The 17,779-nt window shown below is 65.7% G+C and carries 15 protein-coding genes; 12 read left to right on the top strand and 3 right to left on the bottom strand.

All coding sequences use genetic code 11. The features are described from left to right. Positions 1-7: 7 nt before the first annotated feature. Positions 8-2,056 carry an acetyl-CoA carboxylase biotin carboxylase subunit gene (locus PO605_RS28800; protein WP_016446054.1) on the top strand — a complete coding sequence of 683 codons (2,049 nt, stop codon included), beginning with the start codon at positions 8-10 and terminating at the stop codon, positions 2,054-2,056. Positions 2,057-2,139: 83 nt separating this feature from the next. Here the strand turns inward: PO605_RS28800 and PO605_RS28805 are convergent, their stop codons facing one another. Then, entirely contained in the window at positions 2,140-3,234 is a 1,095-nt protein-coding gene (locus PO605_RS28805) for a LacI family DNA-binding transcriptional regulator (RefSeq protein ID WP_052151712.1), read from the bottom strand. Between the two features lie 156 nt (positions 3,235-3,390). Between PO605_RS28805 and PO605_RS28810 the strand changes: the two genes are divergently transcribed. The 10 genes from PO605_RS28810 (at position 3,391) to PO605_RS28855 (ending at position 13,445) form a co-directional block, all read left to right on the top strand. Next, positions 3,391-3,978: a gluconokinase gene (locus PO605_RS28810; RefSeq protein WP_370690597.1), complete on the top strand. Its 588-nt coding sequence runs from the start codon at positions 3,391-3,393 to the stop codon at positions 3,976-3,978. 18 nt (positions 3,979-3,996) lie between these two features. After that, positions 3,997-4,503 carry a TRAP transporter small permease gene (locus PO605_RS28815; RefSeq protein ID WP_016446057.1) on the top strand — a complete coding sequence of 169 codons (507 nt, stop codon included), beginning with the start codon at positions 3,997-3,999 and terminating at the stop codon, positions 4,501-4,503. Positions 4,504-4,515: 12 nt separating this feature from the next. After that, positions 4,516-5,796: a TRAP transporter large permease gene (locus PO605_RS28820; protein ID WP_016446058.1), complete on the top strand. Its 1,281-nt coding sequence runs from the start codon at positions 4,516-4,518 to the stop codon at positions 5,794-5,796. A gap of 28 nt (positions 5,797-5,824) precedes the next feature. Further along, positions 5,825-6,844, top strand: coding sequence for a TRAP transporter substrate-binding protein (locus PO605_RS28825; protein ID WP_016453430.1), 1,020 nt, complete (start codon positions 5,825-5,827; stop codon positions 6,842-6,844). Between the two features lie 109 nt (positions 6,845-6,953). Continuing rightward, positions 6,954-8,780, top strand: coding sequence for a phosphogluconate dehydratase (edd, locus tag PO605_RS28830; protein ID WP_016453429.1), 1,827 nt, complete (start codon positions 6,954-6,956; stop codon positions 8,778-8,780). Further along, positions 8,765-9,403 carry a bifunctional 4-hydroxy-2-oxoglutarate aldolase/2-dehydro-3-deoxy-phosphogluconate aldolase gene (locus tag PO605_RS28835; protein ID WP_016446061.1) on the top strand — a complete coding sequence of 213 codons (639 nt, stop codon included), beginning with the start codon at positions 8,765-8,767 and terminating at the stop codon, positions 9,401-9,403. Before edd ends, PO605_RS28835 begins: the two co-directional genes overlap by 16 nt. 87 nt (positions 9,404-9,490) lie before the next feature. Then, a complete protein-coding gene (locus tag PO605_RS28840; RefSeq protein WP_272207238.1) occupies positions 9,491-10,393 on the top strand; it encodes a LysR family transcriptional regulator in 903 nt (300 codons plus the stop codon). 110 nt (positions 10,394-10,503) lie between these two features. After that, on the top strand, positions 10,504-11,487 hold the full coding sequence (locus PO605_RS28845) for a Bug family tripartite tricarboxylate transporter substrate binding protein (RefSeq protein WP_272207239.1): 984 nt from the start codon (positions 10,504-10,506) through the stop codon (positions 11,485-11,487). Between the two features lie 9 nt (positions 11,488-11,496). Further along, a complete protein-coding gene (locus PO605_RS28850; protein WP_047474833.1) occupies positions 11,497-12,684 on the top strand; it encodes a CaiB/BaiF CoA transferase family protein in 1,188 nt (395 codons plus the stop codon). After that, the gene (locus PO605_RS28855; protein ID WP_047474830.1) at positions 12,681-13,445 is read left to right on the top strand and encodes an enoyl-CoA hydratase; all 765 of its coding nucleotides are present in this window, start codon (positions 12,681-12,683) and stop codon (positions 13,443-13,445) included. Before PO605_RS28850 ends, PO605_RS28855 begins: the two co-directional genes overlap by 4 nt. 42 nt (positions 13,446-13,487) lie before the next feature. Here the strand turns inward: PO605_RS28855 and PO605_RS28860 are convergent, their stop codons facing one another. Both PO605_RS28860 and PO605_RS28865 read right to left on the bottom strand, forming a co-directional pair. Then, the gene (locus PO605_RS28860) at positions 13,488-14,948 is read right to left on the bottom strand and encodes an energy transducer TonB (protein ID WP_272207240.1); all 1,461 of its coding nucleotides are present in this window, start codon (positions 14,946-14,948) and stop codon (positions 13,488-13,490) included. Then, positions 14,935-16,653 (bottom strand): Hsp70 family protein, encoded by a 1,719-nt coding sequence (locus PO605_RS28865; RefSeq protein WP_047474827.1) that lies wholly within the window; start codon positions 16,651-16,653, stop codon positions 14,935-14,937. The genes PO605_RS28860 and PO605_RS28865 overlap by 14 nt, the downstream gene beginning before the upstream one ends. Positions 16,654-16,939: 286 nt before the next feature. Here PO605_RS28865 and PO605_RS28870 point away from each other — a divergent pair, with 286 nt between their 5' ends. Then, entirely contained in the window at positions 16,940-17,776 is an 837-nt protein-coding gene (locus PO605_RS28870; RefSeq protein ID WP_047474826.1) for a lectin, read from the top strand. Positions 17,777-17,779: the final 3 nt, after the last annotated feature.

Below are 17,779 nucleotides of genomic sequence, written 5' to 3' on the forward strand. Positions count from 1 at the left end.
TGCGAAGATGTTCAAGAAGATCCTGATTGCCAACCGCGGCGAGATTGCCTGCCGCGTCATCGCCACCGCCCGCAAGATGGGCATACAGACCGTGGCGGTGTACTCCGATGCGGACCGCGAGGCACGCCACGTCAAGCTGGCCGACGAGGCCGTGCACATCGGTGCCGCTCCCAGCCGCGAGTCCTACCTGCAGGCCGACCGCATCATTGCCGCCTGCAAGCAGACCGGCGCGCAGGCCGTGCACCCGGGCTATGGCTTCCTGTCCGAGAACGAGGCCTTCGCCCGGCGCGTGGAGGAAGAGGGCATCGCCTTCATCGGCCCCAAGCACGCGGCCATCGCGGCCATGGGCGACAAGATCGCCTCCAAGAAGCTGGCCGACAAGGCGGGCGTGAGCACCATCCCCGGCTACAACGATCCCATCGCCGGCCCCGAGGCCGCCGTGGAAATCGCCAAGGGCATCGGCTACCCCGTGATGATCAAGGCCAGCGCCGGCGGCGGCGGCAAGGGCCTGCGCGTGGCCTACAACGACAAGGAAGCCTTCGAGGGCTTTGCCAGCTGCCAGAACGAGGCACGCAACAGCTTCGGCGACGACCGCATCTTCATCGAGAAGTTCGTGCAGGAGCCGCGCCACATCGAGATCCAGGTGCTGGGCGACGGCCACGGCAACGTGATCTACCTGAACGAGCGCGAATGCTCCATCCAGCGCCGGCACCAGAAGGTGATCGAAGAGGCGCCATCCCCCTTCATCAGCGACGCCACGCGCCGCGCCATGGGAGAGCAGGCCGTGGCCCTGGCCAAGGCCGTGGGCTACCAGAGCGCGGGCACGGTGGAGTTCGTGGTGGGCAAGGACCAGGATTTCTACTTCCTGGAAATGAACACCCGCCTGCAGGTGGAGCATCCGGTGACCGAGTGCATCACCGGCCTGGATCTGGTCGAGCAGATGATCCGCGTGGCCGCTGGCGAGAAGCTGGCCATCGCGCAGGAAGACGTCAAGCGCGATGGCTGGGCCATCGAGTGCCGCATCAACGCCGAGGACCCGTTCCGCAACTTCCTGCCGTCCACCGGCCGCCTGGTGCGCTTTTCGCCGCCCGAGCAGACCATGTGGCAGGCCGACACCGGCCACCTTCATGGCGTGCGCGTGGATACGGGCGTGTATGAAGGCGGCGAAATCCCGATGTTCTACGACTCGATGATCGCCAAGCTCATCGTGCACGGCAGCGACCGCAACGACGCCATCGCCAAGATGCGCGAGGCGCTCAACGCCTTCGTGATCCGGGGCATCAGCTCCAACATCCCGTTCCAGGCCGCGCTGCTGGCCCATCCCAAGTTCAAGAGCGGCGAGTTCAACACCGGCTTCATCGCCGAGCACTACGCCCACGGCTTCCACGCCGAGGATGTGCCGCACGGCGACCCCGACTTCCTGGTCGCCCTGGCAGGCCACATGAACCGCCGCTACCGCGCGCGCGCCGCCACCATCAGCGGCCAGATGCGCGGTCATGAGCTCAAGGTCTCGGCCGACTACTGCGTGGTCGTGCTGGGGGCCGATGGCAAGCACCAGTACCGCGAGGTGCAGGTTTCCGACTTCGACGCGGAAAGCCGCGCCAGCACCGTCACCGTGGACGGCAAGCCCTACACCTTCCGCAGCGAGACGCCGATGCGCGCCATGTGCGTGCAGGGCAGCTGCAACGGCAAGCCCTTCACGGCGCAGGTCGAGCGCGGCACGGCCAGGAACCCGCTGGCCCTGCGCGTCATCCACAACGGCACGCAGATCGACGCCCTGGTGCTGTCGCCGCGCGGCGGCGAACTGCACCGGCTCATGCCCTACAAGGCACCGCCGGACCTGTCCAGGTTCCTGCTGTCGCCCATGCCGGGCCTGCTGGTGGACGTGGCCGTGCAGCCGGGCCAGAAGGTGCAGGCCGGCGAAAAGCTGGCCGTGATCGAGGCCATGAAGATGGAAAACATCCTGTTCGCGTCGCAGGACGGTGTGGTCAGCAAGATCAGCGCCGGCAAGGGCGACTCGCTGGCCGTGGACGATGTGATCCTGGAATTTGAGTGATGTCCGCGTGATTCCTGCGCCGCAGGCGTCGACCAGAGAAAAGGCCGGGCAGCAGACCCGGCCTTTTCATCTCCACTGTCGCTTCAACTGCTTTGCCGCACCACCAGCTCATATCCCAGATCCAGGCTGTGCAATGGCAAGGCCTCGCCGCGCATCAATTGCAGCAGCATGCGCGCGCCTTCGGTTCCGATATGGCCGCGCGGCGTGCGGATGGTGGTCAGTGGCGGCACCATCTGGTCGCTGCCGGGCAGGTCGTTGAAGCCGGCGATGGCGATCTGCTGCGGCACGCGGATGCCGCGGCGCAGGGCTTCGAGCAGGGCGCCCTGGGCGATGTCATCGTTGCAGAAGAAGAGGGCATCGACGGATGGAGCCAGCCGCAGGGCGGCGTCCAGCAGCTCGGCGCCCAGCGCCATCGAAGTGGGGCGGGGCCACAGCAGTTCCAGGGCCGGGTCGTGCAGGCCCGCGTCCTGCAGGGCCTGGCGGTAGCCAGAGGCGCGCTGCATCACGCGGGCATCGAGCTGGCCTGCGCAAAAGGCAATGCGCTTGTGCCCGCGCTCCATCAGATGCCGCGTGATGGCGGCTCCGGCTTCGGCCTGCGAAAACCCCACGCTGGGCGTGCCCGGCTCGCCGCCCAGCTCCATCAGGTGCACGCAGGGCACCTTGCTGGCCTGCACGAGTTCGCGCGCAGCGGGACTGCGGTCAAAGCCGGTGAGCAGCAGGCCGGCAGGGCGCATGGGCAGGTAAGTGCGCAGCAGTTGCTCCTCTTCGGCCCGGTCATAGTGGGTCACGCCGATCAGCGCGTGGTAGCCGGCGGCGAACAGCACCTTGTGCACAGACTCGATCAGGTCCACGAACAAGGTGTTGGACAGCATGGGCACCAGCACCAGCACCTGGGCACTTTTCTGGGAGGCCAAAGCGCGCGCGGCGGGGTCGGGCACGTAGCCCATGCGCGCGGCGGCGGCGCGGATTTTCTCGACCAGGGCCGGGTCCACGCGCCGCTCGCCGCGCAGGGCGCGTGAGACCGTCATGGGGCTGACGCCGGCCGCCTGTGCCACATCGCTGAGCGTGATGCGTCCGCTGGCCCGCGAGGAGCGGGCGCGGCCCGTGGCGGGCAGGGCCGGGTCGCAAGGATCGGCGCAGGACGATTCTGGAGATGCAGGCGGAATCTGGCGGGCCAAGGGAATGTCCTAGGTCGGTGGCGGGAGGGTTGGAGATTATGATAGCGCTATCCCAATCATTCGAAGGCCCGCAGTCCTGCGTGTAAACCCGGACGAAGGCCTCTGAAGCACACCGAAATCCAAGGCAGACCCTGGTCTGCCAATTTTTGCAAGAACATGGATAGCGCTATCCCAACAACAACCGACGCCACCGCCGCAGGCAGCCGCCCACGGGCGCTGGTCGTCATGGGCGTTTCCGGCTGCGGCAAGTCGAGCGTGGGGCAGGCCCTGGCCGATGCCCTGGGCTGGACCCTGCACGAGGGCGATGCCCACCATGCCGAGGAAAGCATCCGCAAGATGCAGGCGGGCATCCCCCTGACCGACGACGACCGCAGCGGCTGGCTGGACCGGCTGGCACGGCTGCTGGCCCAGGCCATGCCGGGGCAGGGCGTGGTGCTGACCTGCTCGGCCCTCAAGCGCAAGTACCGCGACCGCCTGCGTGCCGCCGGCCCGGCCGGCGCCGTGGGCTTCGTTTTTCTGGACCTGGACTACGGCACGGCGCTGCAGCGCGTGCAGGAGCGCGCCGGCCACTTCTTCTCGCCCGAGCTGGTGGCCAACCAGTTCGCCACGCTGGAAAGCCCGGCAGGCGAGCGCGCCGTGCTGTCCGTGGACGCCACGCTGCCGCTGGCCGACATCGTGCACCGCGCACAGGACTGGCTGGTCCATCCGGCGCCGCAGGCCGCCCCTCTCTCCCAGAACCCATAACGCCAGGAGACAAAAACCATGCAATCCGATTCCCCCGCAGTCCGGCCCAAGCCGCGCCTGCAGCACTTTGCCGAGGTGCTGATGGTGCTGGCCCTGGCCGGCATGGTCATTGCCGTGTTCGTCAACGTGGTGCTGCGCTATGTGTTTCATACCAGCATCGTGTCCTATGAGGAAATCTCGCGCCTGCTCTTCGTCTGGCTGGTGGCCATTGGGGCCATCGTGGCCGCTTTCGAGGGCAGCCACCTGGGCTTCGACCTTGTGACATCCCGCGTGGGCCCTGGCGCGCGCAAGGTGTTGTTCTGGGTGTCGCAGGCGCTGGTCCTGGTCTGCATGGGCCTGCTGCTGTGGGGCTCATGGGCCCAGGTGCAGGCCGGGCTGAACAGCTACAGCACGGTGCTGGGCTACCCGCTGGCCCTGGGCGCTGCGGCCACCCTGGTGCTGGCCGTGGGCCTGCTGTTGGTGTCGCTGCGCGACCTGCGCCGCGGCGCGCCGGCAGAAAACCATGGCGAGACTTCGGTCGAGTAAGGAGCAGGCACCATGGTTGTGACCCTGATCTTTCTGGCCGTGCTGATCGGCGGCATGGTGATCGGCATGCCCATTGCCCAGGCGCTGGTGTTGACCGGCGTGGCGCTGATGTGGCATCTGGACTTCTTCGACTCGCAGCTGCTTGCGCAGAACCTGCAGGCCGGCTTCGACAACTTCCCGCTGCTGGCCGTGCCCTTCTTCATCCTGGCGGGTGAGCTGATGAACGCGGGTGGCCTGTCGCGCCGCATCATCGACCTGGCGCGCGCCTATGTGGGCCATATCCGTGGCGGCCTGGGCTACGTGGCCATTGGCGCCGCCGTGCTGCTGGCCTCGATGAGCGGCTCGGCCATTGCAGATACCGCCGCCCTGGCCACCATCTTGCTGCCCATGATGCGCGAGCAAAAGTACCCCGACAGCTACAGCGCGGGCCTGCTGGCCTCGGGCGGCATCATTGCGCCCATCATTCCGCCGTCCATGCCCTTCGTGATCTACGGCGTGACGACCAACACCTCGATCAGCAAGCTGTTCCTGTCGGGCGTGGTGCCGGGCCTGATCATGGGCGTCTTCCTGATCTTTGCCTGGTGGTCCATCGCCCGCAAGTTCGACCTGTCGCGCGGCGAACGCATGGCCTGGGGCCCGCGTCTGAAGGCACTGGCCAAGAGCTTCTGGGCGATGATGATGCCGGTCATCATCCTGGGTGGCCTCAAGGGCGGCGTGTTCACGCCCACCGAGGCGGCCGTGGTCGCAGCCGTCTACGCGCTGTTCGTGTCCATGGTGATCTACCGCGAGATGACTTGGAGCCGTCTGTACGCCGTGTTCCTGGCCGCCGCCAAGACCACGGCCGTGGTCATGCTGCTGTGTGGCGCCGCCACGGTGACGGCCTACATGATCACCCTGGCCGACCTGCCCAACATGCTGGCCGACAGCTTCTCCGGCCTGCTGGGCAACCCCATGCTGTTCATGGCCACGATGATGCTGTTCCTGCTGGTGGTGGGCACGGCCATGGACCTGACGCCGACCATCCTGATCTTCGGCCCCGTGTGCGCGCCGCTGGCCGTCAAGGCGGGCATCGACCCCATCTACTTCGGCTTCATGTTCATCTACGTGGGCTGCATCGGCCTGATCACGCCGCCCGTGGGAACGGTACAGAACGTGATTGCCGGCGTGGGCCGGCTGCGCATGGAGACCGTGATCAAGGGCACGAACCCGTTCCTGATGGTCTATGTGCTGCTTGCCGTGCTTTTCGTGATTTTTCCGCAAATCATCCTGGCCCCTCTGCGCTGGATGCACTGACCCCCCACTACAACCCAAGGAGATGAACATGCGTATTCCCTTTGCACTCGCCGGCCTGATGGCCGCCATCACCACGCTGGCCGCCACGGGCCAGGCCATGGCCCAGGACTTCAAGCCGCGCATCGTGCGCTTCGGCTACGGCCTGGTCGATGACTCCAACCAGGGCCGCGCGGCGCGCTTCTTTGCCAAGGAGGTCGAAAAGGCCACGGGCGGCAAGATGAAGGTGCGCGCCATCGGCAATGCCTCGCTGGGATCGGACACGCAGATGCAGCAGGCGCTGATCGGCGGTGCCCAGGAGATGATGGTCGGCTCCACCGCCACCCTGGTCGGCCTGTCGCCCGAGATGGCGGTCTGGGACACGCCGTTCCTGTTCAGCAGCACCAAGGAGGCCGACGCCGTGCTCGACGGCCCCGTGGGCGAGAAGGTCAAGGCCACGCTGGAGCCCAAGGGCATGGTGGGCCTGGTCTACTGGGAGAACGGTTTCCGCAACCTCACCAACAACAAGCGCCCCATCGCCAAGCTGGAAGACCTGGCCGACGTGAAGCTGCGCGTGATGCAGAACAACGTCTTCCTCGACAGCTTCAAGGCCCTGGGCGCCAACGCCGTGCCGCTGCCTTTCTCCGAACTGTTCACCGCGCTGGAAACCCGCGCCGTCGATGGCCAGGAAAACCCGTTCAACACCGTGCTGTCCAGCAAGTTCTACGAGGTGCAGAAGTACCTGACCATCTCCAACCACGTCTACAGCCCCTGGATCGTCACCGTCAGCAAGAAGTGGTGGGACACGCTGACACCGGCCGAGAAAAAGGTGCTGCAGGACGCCGCCGTCAAGAGCCGCGAGTTCGAGCGCAAGGACACGCGCGAGGAAGCGGCCAAGGCCCTGGCCGATATCAAGACCAAGGGCATGCAGGTCAACGAGCTGCCCGCCGCCGAGGTGGGACGCATGCGCGACAAGCTCGCCACGGTCAATGCCGGCATTGCCAAGACCGTGGGCCAGGGTACCTGGGATGAGGTACAGGCCGCCGTCAAGCAGGCGCGCGCAGTGAAGTAAGCTTCGATTCAGGGCCGGACGCACCTGGGAGGGATGCCCCGGCCGACATCCACCAAAAAGACAACGCGACACAGAGAAAACGCGCATCAGCGCATCCGCAGGACACCCCATGAGCACCATCCACCCCATCGTCGACCAGGTCACGCGCCGCATCCGCGAGCGCAGTGCCGAATCACGTGCCGCCTACCTGGAACAGGTGGACGCCATGGCCGCGCGCCCGCCCGGCGCGCAGTCCATGGGCTGTGCCAACGTGGCGCATGCCTTTGCGGGCATTCCAGGCGGCGACAGGATACGCATCGTGGAGGAGAAGGCGCCCAACGTCGCCATCGTCACCGCATACAACGACGTGCTGTCGGCCCACGCACCGCTGGCCCGCTATCCCGACATCCTCAAGGACGAGGCACGCAGGCTGGGCGCCACGGCGCAGGTCGCCGGCGGCGTACCCGCCATGTGCGACGGCGTGACCCAGGGCGCGCCCGGCATGGAGCTGAGCCTGTTCAGCCGGGATGCCATTGCCATGGGCACGGCCATCGCGCTCTCGCACGACGTATTCGACGCTGCGCTGATGCTGGGCATCTGCGACAAGATCGTGCCGGGCCTCTTGATCGGCGCCCTGCATTTCGGGCACCTGCCCACGGTCTTCGTGCCGGCGGGACCCATGACCTCGGGCCTGTCCAACGGCGACAAGGCCAAGGTGCGCGAACAGGCCGCGCAGGGCCTGGTGGGCCGCAAGGAGCTGCTGGCCGCCGAATCGGCTGCCTACCATGGCGAAGGCACCTGCACCTTCTACGGCACGGCCAACAGCAACCAGATGCTGCTGGAGGCCATGGGCCTGCACGTGCCGGGCACGGCCTTCATCAACCCGGCCGACGGCGAGCGCGAACTGCTCACGCGCGAGGCCATGCGCAGCGTGCTGGCCATCACCAGGAACAAGCGCTTCGCCCCCATCGGCCGCGTGGTGGACGAGCGCTGCATCGTCAACGCCATGGTGGCCCTGCTGGCCACGGGCGGCTCCACCAACCACCTGATCCACTGGGTGGCGGTGGCACGCGCTGCGGGCATCACCATCGACTGGAACGATTTTTCCGAGCTCTCGGGCGTGGTGCCGCTGCTGGCCCGCGTCTATCCCAACGGCAGCGCCGACGTGAACCAGTTCCAGGCCGCAGGCGGTCCGGGCTATGTGATCGGCCAGTTGCTCAAGGCCGGCCTCATGCATGGCGATGTGCTCACCGTGCGGCCCGATGGCCTGCAGGAGTTCGCGCGCATTCCGGCCGTGGACAACGGCCAGTTGGCCTGGCACGCGGCCGAAGTCTCCGGCGACCTGTCCGTGCTGCGCCCGGCCGATGCGCCCTTCAGCGCCACGGGCGGGCTCAAGCTGCTGTCCGGCAACCTGGGGCGCAGCGTGATCAAGGTCAGCGCCGTGCCCGAGGACCGCCATGTGGTCGAGGCGCCCGCACGCGTCTTCGACTCTCAGGAAGCGCTGCAGCAGGCCTTCAAGGCCGGCGAACTGGACCGCGATGTCATCTGCGTAGTGCGCTGGCAGGGGCCGCGCGCCAATGGCATGCCCGAGCTGCACAAGCTCACTCCGCCCCTGGCCGTGCTGCAGGGCAAGGGCTACAAGGTGGCCCTGGTCACGGACGGCCGCATGAGCGGCGCCTCGGGCAAGGTGCCTGCCGCCATCCACGTCTCGCCCGAGGCCTGCGTGGGCGGGCCGCTGGCGCGCCTGCGCGATGGCGACCTGGTGCGCCTGGACGCCGTGGCCGGCACCCTGGCCGTGCTGGTCGATGAATCCGAATGGCAGCAACGCCTGGTGGCCACCATGCCCCGGGCGCTGCGCCAAGCCAATGGCCGGGGTTTCGGCCGCGAACTGTTTGCCGGATTCCGGCGCCACGCGCTCAGCGCAGAAGAGGGAGCTTGCACATGGATCAACGACTGACGGCCTTGGAGCTCATGCAGGACGCGCCGGTCATCCCGGTCATCGTTCTCAACGACCTCGCGCATGCCGTTCCCATGGCCCAGGCCCTGGTCGCGGGCGGCATCCGCGTGCTGGAGGTCACGCTGCGCACGCCCCAGGGCCTGGCCAGCATCGAGGCCATTGCGCGCGCCGTGCCCGAGGCCATCGTCGGCGCCGGCACCGTGCGCAGCGCAGCCGATGCGCGCGCCTGTGCCCATGCCGGCGCGCGCTTTGCCGTGAGTCCCGGCTACACCAGCGCACTGGGCCAGGCCTGCCAGGACCTGCAGCTGCCGCTGCTGCCCGGCGTGGCCACCAGCGGCGAGATCATGGCCGCCCAGGCCGACGGCTTCAACGAGCTCAAATTCTTCCCCGCCGTGCAGGCGGGCGGCACGGCCATGCTCAAGGCCTGGCAGGGTCCGTTCGGCGATGTGCGCTTTTGCCCCACGGGCGGCGTGTCGCCAGCCAATGCCCAGGAGTTCCTGGCCCTGAAGAATGTGGTCTGCGTGGGTGGCTCCTGGCTGGTGCCCACGGATGCGCTGGAGCAGGGCGACTGGAGCCGCATCACGGCGCTGGCCCGCCAGGCCAAGGCTCTGCGCAAAGCCTGACGAAAGGGCCGGTGGGACGCAGCGGGGCGCTGCGGCACAATCGTCGCCCTCCAGCCAGACGAGAAGCCAGACGAGAGGGCCGCCGCCATGATGAAGATCGACTCCACCACCGTGCAGCTCGTGCTGGCCATTGCCGAGGAGGGCAGCATCTCGCGCGCTGCCGACCGGCTACAGCTGGCGGTGGCGGCGGCCTCGCGGCGGCTCAGTGATCTGGAGGCCCAGCTCGGCACGCGCCTGTTCAAGCGACAGCCCCATGGCGTGCAGGCCACCGATCCCGGCCTCAAGCTGCTGGCCCATATCCGGCAGATCGGCAACCTGGTCGATCGCCTGGAGGGCGATGCCCAGGCCCTGGGCCGCGGCCGTGACGGCCGCATCATCATCGGCGCGCCCAAGTCGGCCATCCTGCAGTTCCTGGCCGCCGACATCGCGGCCACCCAGCGCCGCTATCCCCACATCACGCTGCAGGTGATGGAAGAAAACAGCCGCATCGTCCAGCAACTGCTGCGCGACAAGGTCATCGACATCGGCATCTTCGAGAAAACCAGCGGATTCGTGGACCTGCCGCGCGCCGACTACCGGCGCGACAGCCTGGTGCTGGTCTACAGCCGCAGGCATTTCAGCTTCGGCGACCAGCCCGTGGAGCTGGACCGGCTGCTGGAGTGCCGCATCGTCAGCCTGGGCCGGGGCTCGGCCATCCTGAATGCCCTGCGCCGTGCCCATCACAGCCGGGGCAGGGTGTTCCGCAATGATTTCACGGTCAGTGGCTTCGACACCATGCTGGCCCTGGTGCGCGAAGGCCTGGGCGTGGGCCTGATGCCGCCAGGCGTGCTGCGCAGCTTCCACCCCGGGCCGGAGCTGGGCTGTGCCGCGCTGGAAGGCGACTGGCACGAGCGCAGCTATGTGCTGTCCTTCATCGAAGGGCAGGCACAGCAACAGGCGTTGCACAACGTGGTGGCGGCGCTGCTGCATCCCGCCTCCGAGGCGAACTGAGAGCGTCACGGTTTCGCATATGGCGAAACCAGGCATGCGTTCCACAGGCTTGCGGCGAATCCGACGCGCGGCGACAGTGGCTGCACAACAACGATGTGCAGGAGACAGACATGAGACGCCGCGACTTCATCGCGGCCAGCGCCGCCGCGCTGGCCGCTCCCTGGGCAGGGGCCTCGCCCCCGGGCTCCGACCTGCCCAAGGGCCCCGTCAAGATCCTGGTGGGCTGGGCGCCCGGTGGCGGCACCGATGTGTTCGCGCGCATCGTGGGCCAGAAATTGTCCGAGGTCTGGGGCCGGCCCGTGGTCGTGGAGAACAAGCCCGGCGCCACCGGCTCGCTGGCGGCCGAGTACTTCGCCAGGACGCGCTTCACCGAAGGCATCAACCTGCTGATGGCCCATGTGAACACCCATGCCATCTCGCCGCAGATCTTCAAATCCATCACCTATGACCCGCTCAAGGACTACGCGCCCATCGCCCTCATCGGCGCCACGCCCCACATCCTGGTGACCAGCAGCAGGAACAGCCATGGCTCGGTGCAGGAGGTGGTGGAGCTGTGCCGCAAAAGCCCCGGCAAGGTCAGCTTCGGCTCTTCGGGCACAGGTTCGGTGCAGCACCTTGCGGCCGAGATGTTCAACATGGCGGCAGGTGTCAAGAGCATCCACGTTCCCTACAAAGGATCCGGTCCCATGCAGACCGACCTGATCGGCGGACAGATCGACTTCAGCTTCGACACCATGACGGCCGCCACTGCCCAGGTCCGCGCAGGAAAAATGCTGGGCATCGCCCAGACCCGCGTGAACCGTGCCAAGGGATTCCCGGCCATGCCCACCATGGACGAGCAAGGCTTCAAGGGCTTTGACGCATCGAGCTGGTACGGCGTCGTCGGCCCGCGCGACATGTCCAGGGAACTGGCCCAGCGCATCAATGCCGACATCAACCGCGTGCTGGCCATGCCCGACGTGGTCAGCCGCTTCGACGGATACGGCGTGGAGGACGGCGGCGGCTCCGTGGACAAGTTCGCGGCCTTCATGGCTGCCGAATACAAGAAGTGGGGCGACGTGGTGCGCGCTGCAAAAATCACCGAAGAAAGCTGAGGACACGGCATGAGCAATCCCCAATCCAACCCGCTGCAACTGCCTCTGCAAGGCATCCGCGTGCTCGACGTCAGCCAGGTCATGGCCGGCCCATTTGCCTGCATGCTGCTGGCTGACCTGGGCGCCGATGTCATCAAGGTCGAGCCTCCGGGCACCGGCGACCAGACGCGGGGCGCCATGGGCTTCAAGATGAAGGGCCCGGACAGCATGGGCTTTCTGAACATGAACCGCAACAAGCGGTCGCTGACGCTGGACCTCAAGAGCGAGGAGGGGCGTGAGGCCTTCTACCAGTTGGCCACGACAGCCGATGTCATCGTCGAGAACTATCGGCCCGGCGTGGTCCAGCGCCTGAAGATCGACTACGAAAGCATCCGCCGCATCAATCCGCGCATCGTCTATGTCAGCATCTCGGGCTTCGGCCAGAGTGGGCCCTGGGCCCAGCGGCCGGGGTTCGACCTCATGGCCCAGGCCATGTCGGGCGTGATGAGCGTCACCGGCTACAAGGGAGAGAAACCCGTCAAGGCCGGCGTGCCCGTGGCCGACATCGGTTGCGCACTGTTCGCCACCTACGGACTGCTGGCCGCCTACATCGGCGCGCAGAAGACAGGGCAGGGCCAGCACATAGACGCCTCGCTGTTCGACTCGGCCATGGCTTTCTCGATCTGGGACATGTCCGAATACTGGGGCACCGGCGTGCCGCCCGCGCCGCTGGGCACCAGCAACAAGATGAGCGCCCCCTACCAGGCCGTGAAGGCGCGCGACGGCTACTTCGTCATGGGCGCCACCAACCAGAAACTCTGGGCCAGGCTGTGCGCGCTGATCGAGCGCCCCGATCTGCTTGAGCACCCCGACTACGCCACCGTGGCGCTGCGCCTGAAGCACCGCGAGGCACTGATAGGCGAGCTGGAAGCGGAATTGGCCCACCACGACAGCGCCGACTGGGTGGACCGCATGCTGGAGGCCGGAATTCCCGCCGGCCCGCTGCTCACCTATCCGCAAGCCTTCGAGGGCGAGCATGGCCGGCACCGCGGCATGTGCATGGAGATCGACCACCCCATCGAGGGCAAGGTCAAGAACATCGGCTTTCCCGTCAAGATGCTCGGCACCCCCCAGCAGGTACGCCGCCATCCGCCGCTGCTGGGCGAGCACAACGCGGAAATCATGGCCGAACTCCGCGCCCTGAAGGCCGCCGCATGAGCACCGCCCTGCATGAAGCCGTGGCACTGACCGTTCACGCCGGGGGCGCGGCCGAGATCCTCATCGACCGCCCCGAACGCCACAACGCCATGAGCATGCCCATGTACGAGGCATTGCTCACGGCCCTGGAGCGCTGCCAGGCCGACCCGGCCATCCGCTGCGTGATGCTGCGCGGCGCGGGCGGCAAATCCTTCATCTCGGGCACGGACATCGCCTACTTCCAGGACTTCCATGACGGCCAGCAAGGCATTGCCTACGAAGCCTTCGTGGAGCGCGTGATCGACGCCGTGGAGCGCATCGCCGTGCCCACCATCGCCGTCATCGACGGCTGGGCCGTGGGCGGCGGCCTGGCCCTGGCCACGGCATGCGACTTTCGCATCTGCAGCACCGGCTCGCGCTTCGGTGCGCCGATTGCCAAGACGCTGTCCAACACGCTGTCGTCACGCAACATCGCCCGCCTGGTGGCCAGCCTGGGCGTGCCACGCGTCAAGCGCATGCTGCTGCTGGCGGACTACCTGTCAGCCGGGCAGGCCGAAGCCTGCGGGTTCGTGCATGCGGTGGTGCCGGCAGATCAATTGCAAGCCCAGGCACAGGCGCTGGCCGAGCAGCTCATGGCCTTGTCGGCAACCACCCAGTCAGCGGTCAAGGAAAGCCTGAGGCGCATCGTCGTGGAGCAGCGGCTGGATGATGAGGATCTGGTGTCGGCGGTGTATGGGAGTGGGGAGTTTCGGGCGGGGGTGGCGCGGTTTACAGGAGCTTGATCGAAGCAGGCACGCATTCCCTCCGCAGGCCCGTAACACGTTCTAGTTGCCGAGCTCAAATTTGATAGGAATCTTGATGACGCTGGGGACCGACGCGCCTGAGCTATCTTTCGCCGAAATGAAGGAAGCCTTCAACACGGCTGCCATCGCTGCTTCGTCCAGGATGGCGTGGCTTGAGCTTTGGTCTATTTCTGCACGACGAATCTTGCCGTCAGGATCAATTCGCGCCTTGATCACGACTCTGCCCTCTTGTCGCAGGCGCTTGGCCTGCTCCGGATAAGCCAGGCGCGGAGCCTGCAGATGCCGAGGAAGCTCGGCCGCAGGCGGCAGTTTGAGGGAGTCATCGTCCAGGGGAAGGGGGACAGGCGCCGCGCTGGAGGCAGGCAAGTCCTTGACGATTCTGGTAAAGCTGGAGGCAGTGCCGTCAGTTGCAGCCGCAGGCGGTGCGAACGACTGGGTGGTCAAGGGCGGGCTGTGCCTCGGCACGGATGGTCCAGATGAGTTAACGAGCGCGGAGATCTTCCCCAGTGTTGACAGGACAAGCACCAGAAGAAAAATCCAGCCAAACCAGAAATTTCCACCTTTTCTCTCGCTCGTACTGGGCGAGGCGCTGAGAGCCAATCGTTGACGCCATCGGGGTATCTGATCTGCCCACTCAAGCCAGCGCTTCGCATTGCGTGTGTCGGTGATGATGTGCAGCCAGTGAGGGTAGTGTTGGACGACATCCCGCAACGTGGCCCTGTGCTTCAAGAGCGTCGATGTCGGCGGCTTGCTGCTTTCGCGCAGACCCTGGATCAATTCCTTTTGCGCTACCCGTACGTGCTTTGGCCTGCTGTCGAAGAACTCCAGTTCGCCAATGGCGGATGCCACGACGGCCCCGGCATGGCCAAATGCTGCAAGGCGGCCACGGTCTTGCTTCCAGCCAAAGCAATCTATCGCAGGGCCGAACAGGAACTCCTTGCGGGGTTGCCAGCCCTCAGCCAGGAAGGCTGCCATGCCCCATTCAAAGAAGTGGCGCGCATCCATGTCGATCAGGCGCTGGTCCTTCAGAACCTCGTTCAGCCAGATGCTGGCAGCAGTACGGTCTTGGGGCCACCCGGCTGCCAGCTTTTTGCGCAGGTCTGCCAGCAGTGCGTGCGCTATCTGCCGGGCATGGTCGATGGTGCGGGCGGAATATGCAGGCTCTGCCTTGCGGGAAGGCGTATTCCCCGTATCGATATGCGCGTCGAACGAGCTCCGCGAGTGCGGTGCGTCTTCCTTGCTGTCTGAACTTGAGGGTGGCATTGCCGTTTCAGGACGGCGCTGGGCATGCCAGGCAAGCGCGGCCTGATAGGACTCCCGCAGAGCCTGAAAACCTTCAAGGTCTGTTTCCTGGTCAATTTCCTTGAGTGCGCGGGCATAGGCACGACGAATCGCGCGCTCGTCAGCGTTGAGATCCAGACCCAGCCGAGCAAGAAAGGGAAGAGGCATGTACGTCGCTGTCGGCGGGTCAGGTTGCATCATCAGCCAGCACCGCTGCACTGCGCTCCAGATGGGAGAGCTGTTCGTCCAAGAGCGCACGTGCCTTGTTCGCCACACGGGCATCCTGAGTTGCCAGGCTGGCTTCGAACTGAAGAATCTGCTCACTCAGCCACTGCCTGGCATTGCCGCGCATCTGTGCATAGACGCGCTCGGCCCGCGCCAGCGTGGTGCGGTTTTCGATGGTGTCGCGAGGATGGATCTTCAACGCATCCATCGCAGCCAGGCGTTCAACGATGTCCTCTTCCGACAGCACGCCGGGATTTCCTTGGATGAGCAGGCTGAATGTCCTGTTCGTCTTGAGTACTTTGGCTTCAACCTGCAGCAATCCATTGACGTCGTAGGTGAAGCGCACATCCACGCAAGAATCTTCGAGAGCCAATCCAGGCAATTCAATACGCAAATCGCCAAGATGAATGTTGTCGCGGACCATGCGGGACTCCCCTTGGTAAACCTCAAGGTCGATGAACGATTGGTACGGGGAAGTCGGGATATAGCTGTTGACCCGGCTGACAGGCACGGTAGTGTTGCGCTCGATGACAGGGTCGAAGTGCCCCTGGATCGTGGAGCCATCAGGCATGCGTTTGCTGACGGCCACCCCCAGCGAGTAGGGACAGACATCCGTCATCACAACCTCCCTGAGCGCAGCATCCTTGGCTTTGAGCCCTGCCTGCACCGCGGCACCCAGTGCCACGACTTCATCAGGATTGAAATCGATCGCAGGAAACCGGCCAAACATCGTTGTTGCAAGGCGCCTCACCACCGGCATGCGGGTGGCCCCTCCGGCGAGCACGATGTTGTCGAGCATGGCGCTTCGAAGGTTCGCATCGCGCAGCGTTCTCTCGACCGGCATGCGCAGCCGCTGAAGCAAACTTCTGCAGGCTTGCTCCAAAAGTGCTTCATCCAGCGGCATCTCCAGGACTCGGCCCTCGTGCTCCAGACGGATGGAGGTGCTCGGCTGGTCGCTCAGCGCCCTCTTGGCACGCTCGGCCTCAGCCTGGAGCCGCTGCATGAAGCGTCGATCCTTCAGTAGGTCTCCGGACAGCGCCTGACGTTCAATGAAGAGATCGACCAGAGCTTGCAGGAAGTCCTCTCCTCCCAGAAAGTTGTCTCCGGCTGATGCGCGCACCTCCATTACTCCATCGAACATCTCCAGGATGGAGACATCGAATGTCCCGCCGCCAAGGTCAAAGACCAGGAAGCGGGTTTCAGCGTCCTGTTGGTGCAGGCCATAAGCCATGGCGGCGGCAGTGGGTTCATTGAGCAACCGCTCGACGCGCAGGCCTGCAAGCTGTCCAGCCGCTCGCGTGGCCTTGCGCTGCGCATCCGAAAAATAGGCCGGTACGGTGATCACGGCCTCCTCGATGGGCTGGCCCAGGAATGCCTCGGCGTCGGCCTTGAGCGCCCGCAGCACCAGTGATGACAGCTCCTCCGGGCGAAACTGTCGATTCCCCAAATGCACCCCCTTGTTGCTGCCCATGAAACGCTTGAAATTTGCGGCAGTGCGTTCCGGATGGGTCTGCAGACGTTCCCGCGCCGCACGGCCTACCAACACGCTTCCATCATCATCCAGACTGACGCAGGAGGGCGTCATGAAATCGCCCAGGGCATTGGGAATCAGAACTGCTTTCCCATCCTGCCATGCTGCAGCCAGGCTATTGGTACTGCCCAGGTCAATCCCGATGATCATGAATTGGCTCCTTGTATGTCGAACCCGTCATCATATGTATGGTTTTGTTACCCGCAGCGAATCCGAGACAGGATGCATGCACAAGCCATGTGCGGCCTGCCCTCCGTCTCCTTTTTTGCCTCCGGATCATTGAAGGCGGCCGTGCGGTGTGGTTTCGCCCTGTTCCTACAAAATGCTTGGCTAAACTCCATGGCTTGTCGAGGGAAGCCGGGTTCATGCTGGGCTCGCAGTTGAGTGCCGTGCGCAATGCGGCCGCCCCTCAGATCAACGCAGCCCGAGAAATCCCATGCAAATCAATAAATGCATTTCCGTCCTGCTGGCCAGCAGCTTCATCCTGCCGGTTCTGCCTGCGCATGCAGGCGAAGAGACGGTGCAGCTCATGTCCAACGGTCGTTATCAGACCTACAGCCTGCCCGACGACGCGCAGCAGGTCCAACTGGTCGAGACCTTGGCGGGCAACTGCAGCTACAACCAGAACTGGGGCTATGACCTGGGCCGCCGGGAGATGTGGGTCAAGGGTGGCTGCGGCGGGCGTTTCCGCATCCTGACCGGCCTGCCCCAGGGCGCGCAGGGCCAGGAAGGCGGAAGCGACAACACGGGCGCATGGATCGCCGGTGCCGCCGTGGCAGCCATTGCCGGCGCCGCCATTTTGGCGAACAAGCGCGACAAGGACCGCGAACGTGAACGCGACGAGCAATGGAACGATGACCACTATCCGGGCTACCCGGGCCAGCAGCCCGGCTACCCGTCGTGGGGAGGACGGGAGGTACGGGGCCAGAACGGCCTGTGCCTGGATGTGTCGGGTGGCCTGCGCCCGGGCAACGGCCTTATCGTGTACCACTGCAGCGGCGGTGAAAACCAGCGCTTCACGCTGACGCGTGATGGCGAGATGCGCGTGGGCGACCTGTGCCTGGACGTCGCCGACGGAAGCACGCGCAATGGCGCGCGCGTGATCGCCTGGCAATGCCGCAACCAGCCCAACCAGAAATGGGACTGGAGCCGTGGACAGATCCGCAGCCGCTTTGCCAACAAGTGCCTGGACATCGAAGGCGGCAATGCCCGGCCGGGCCAGCCCGTCATCGTGTGGTCCTGCGCCGGCGGCCCCAACCAGCGCTGGAACTGAGGA

This window comes from Delftia sp. DT-2 (genome assembly GCF_028401915.1).
In the GTDB taxonomy this organism is placed as follows: domain Bacteria; phylum Pseudomonadota; class Gammaproteobacteria; order Burkholderiales; family Burkholderiaceae_C; genus Comamonas; species Comamonas tsuruhatensis.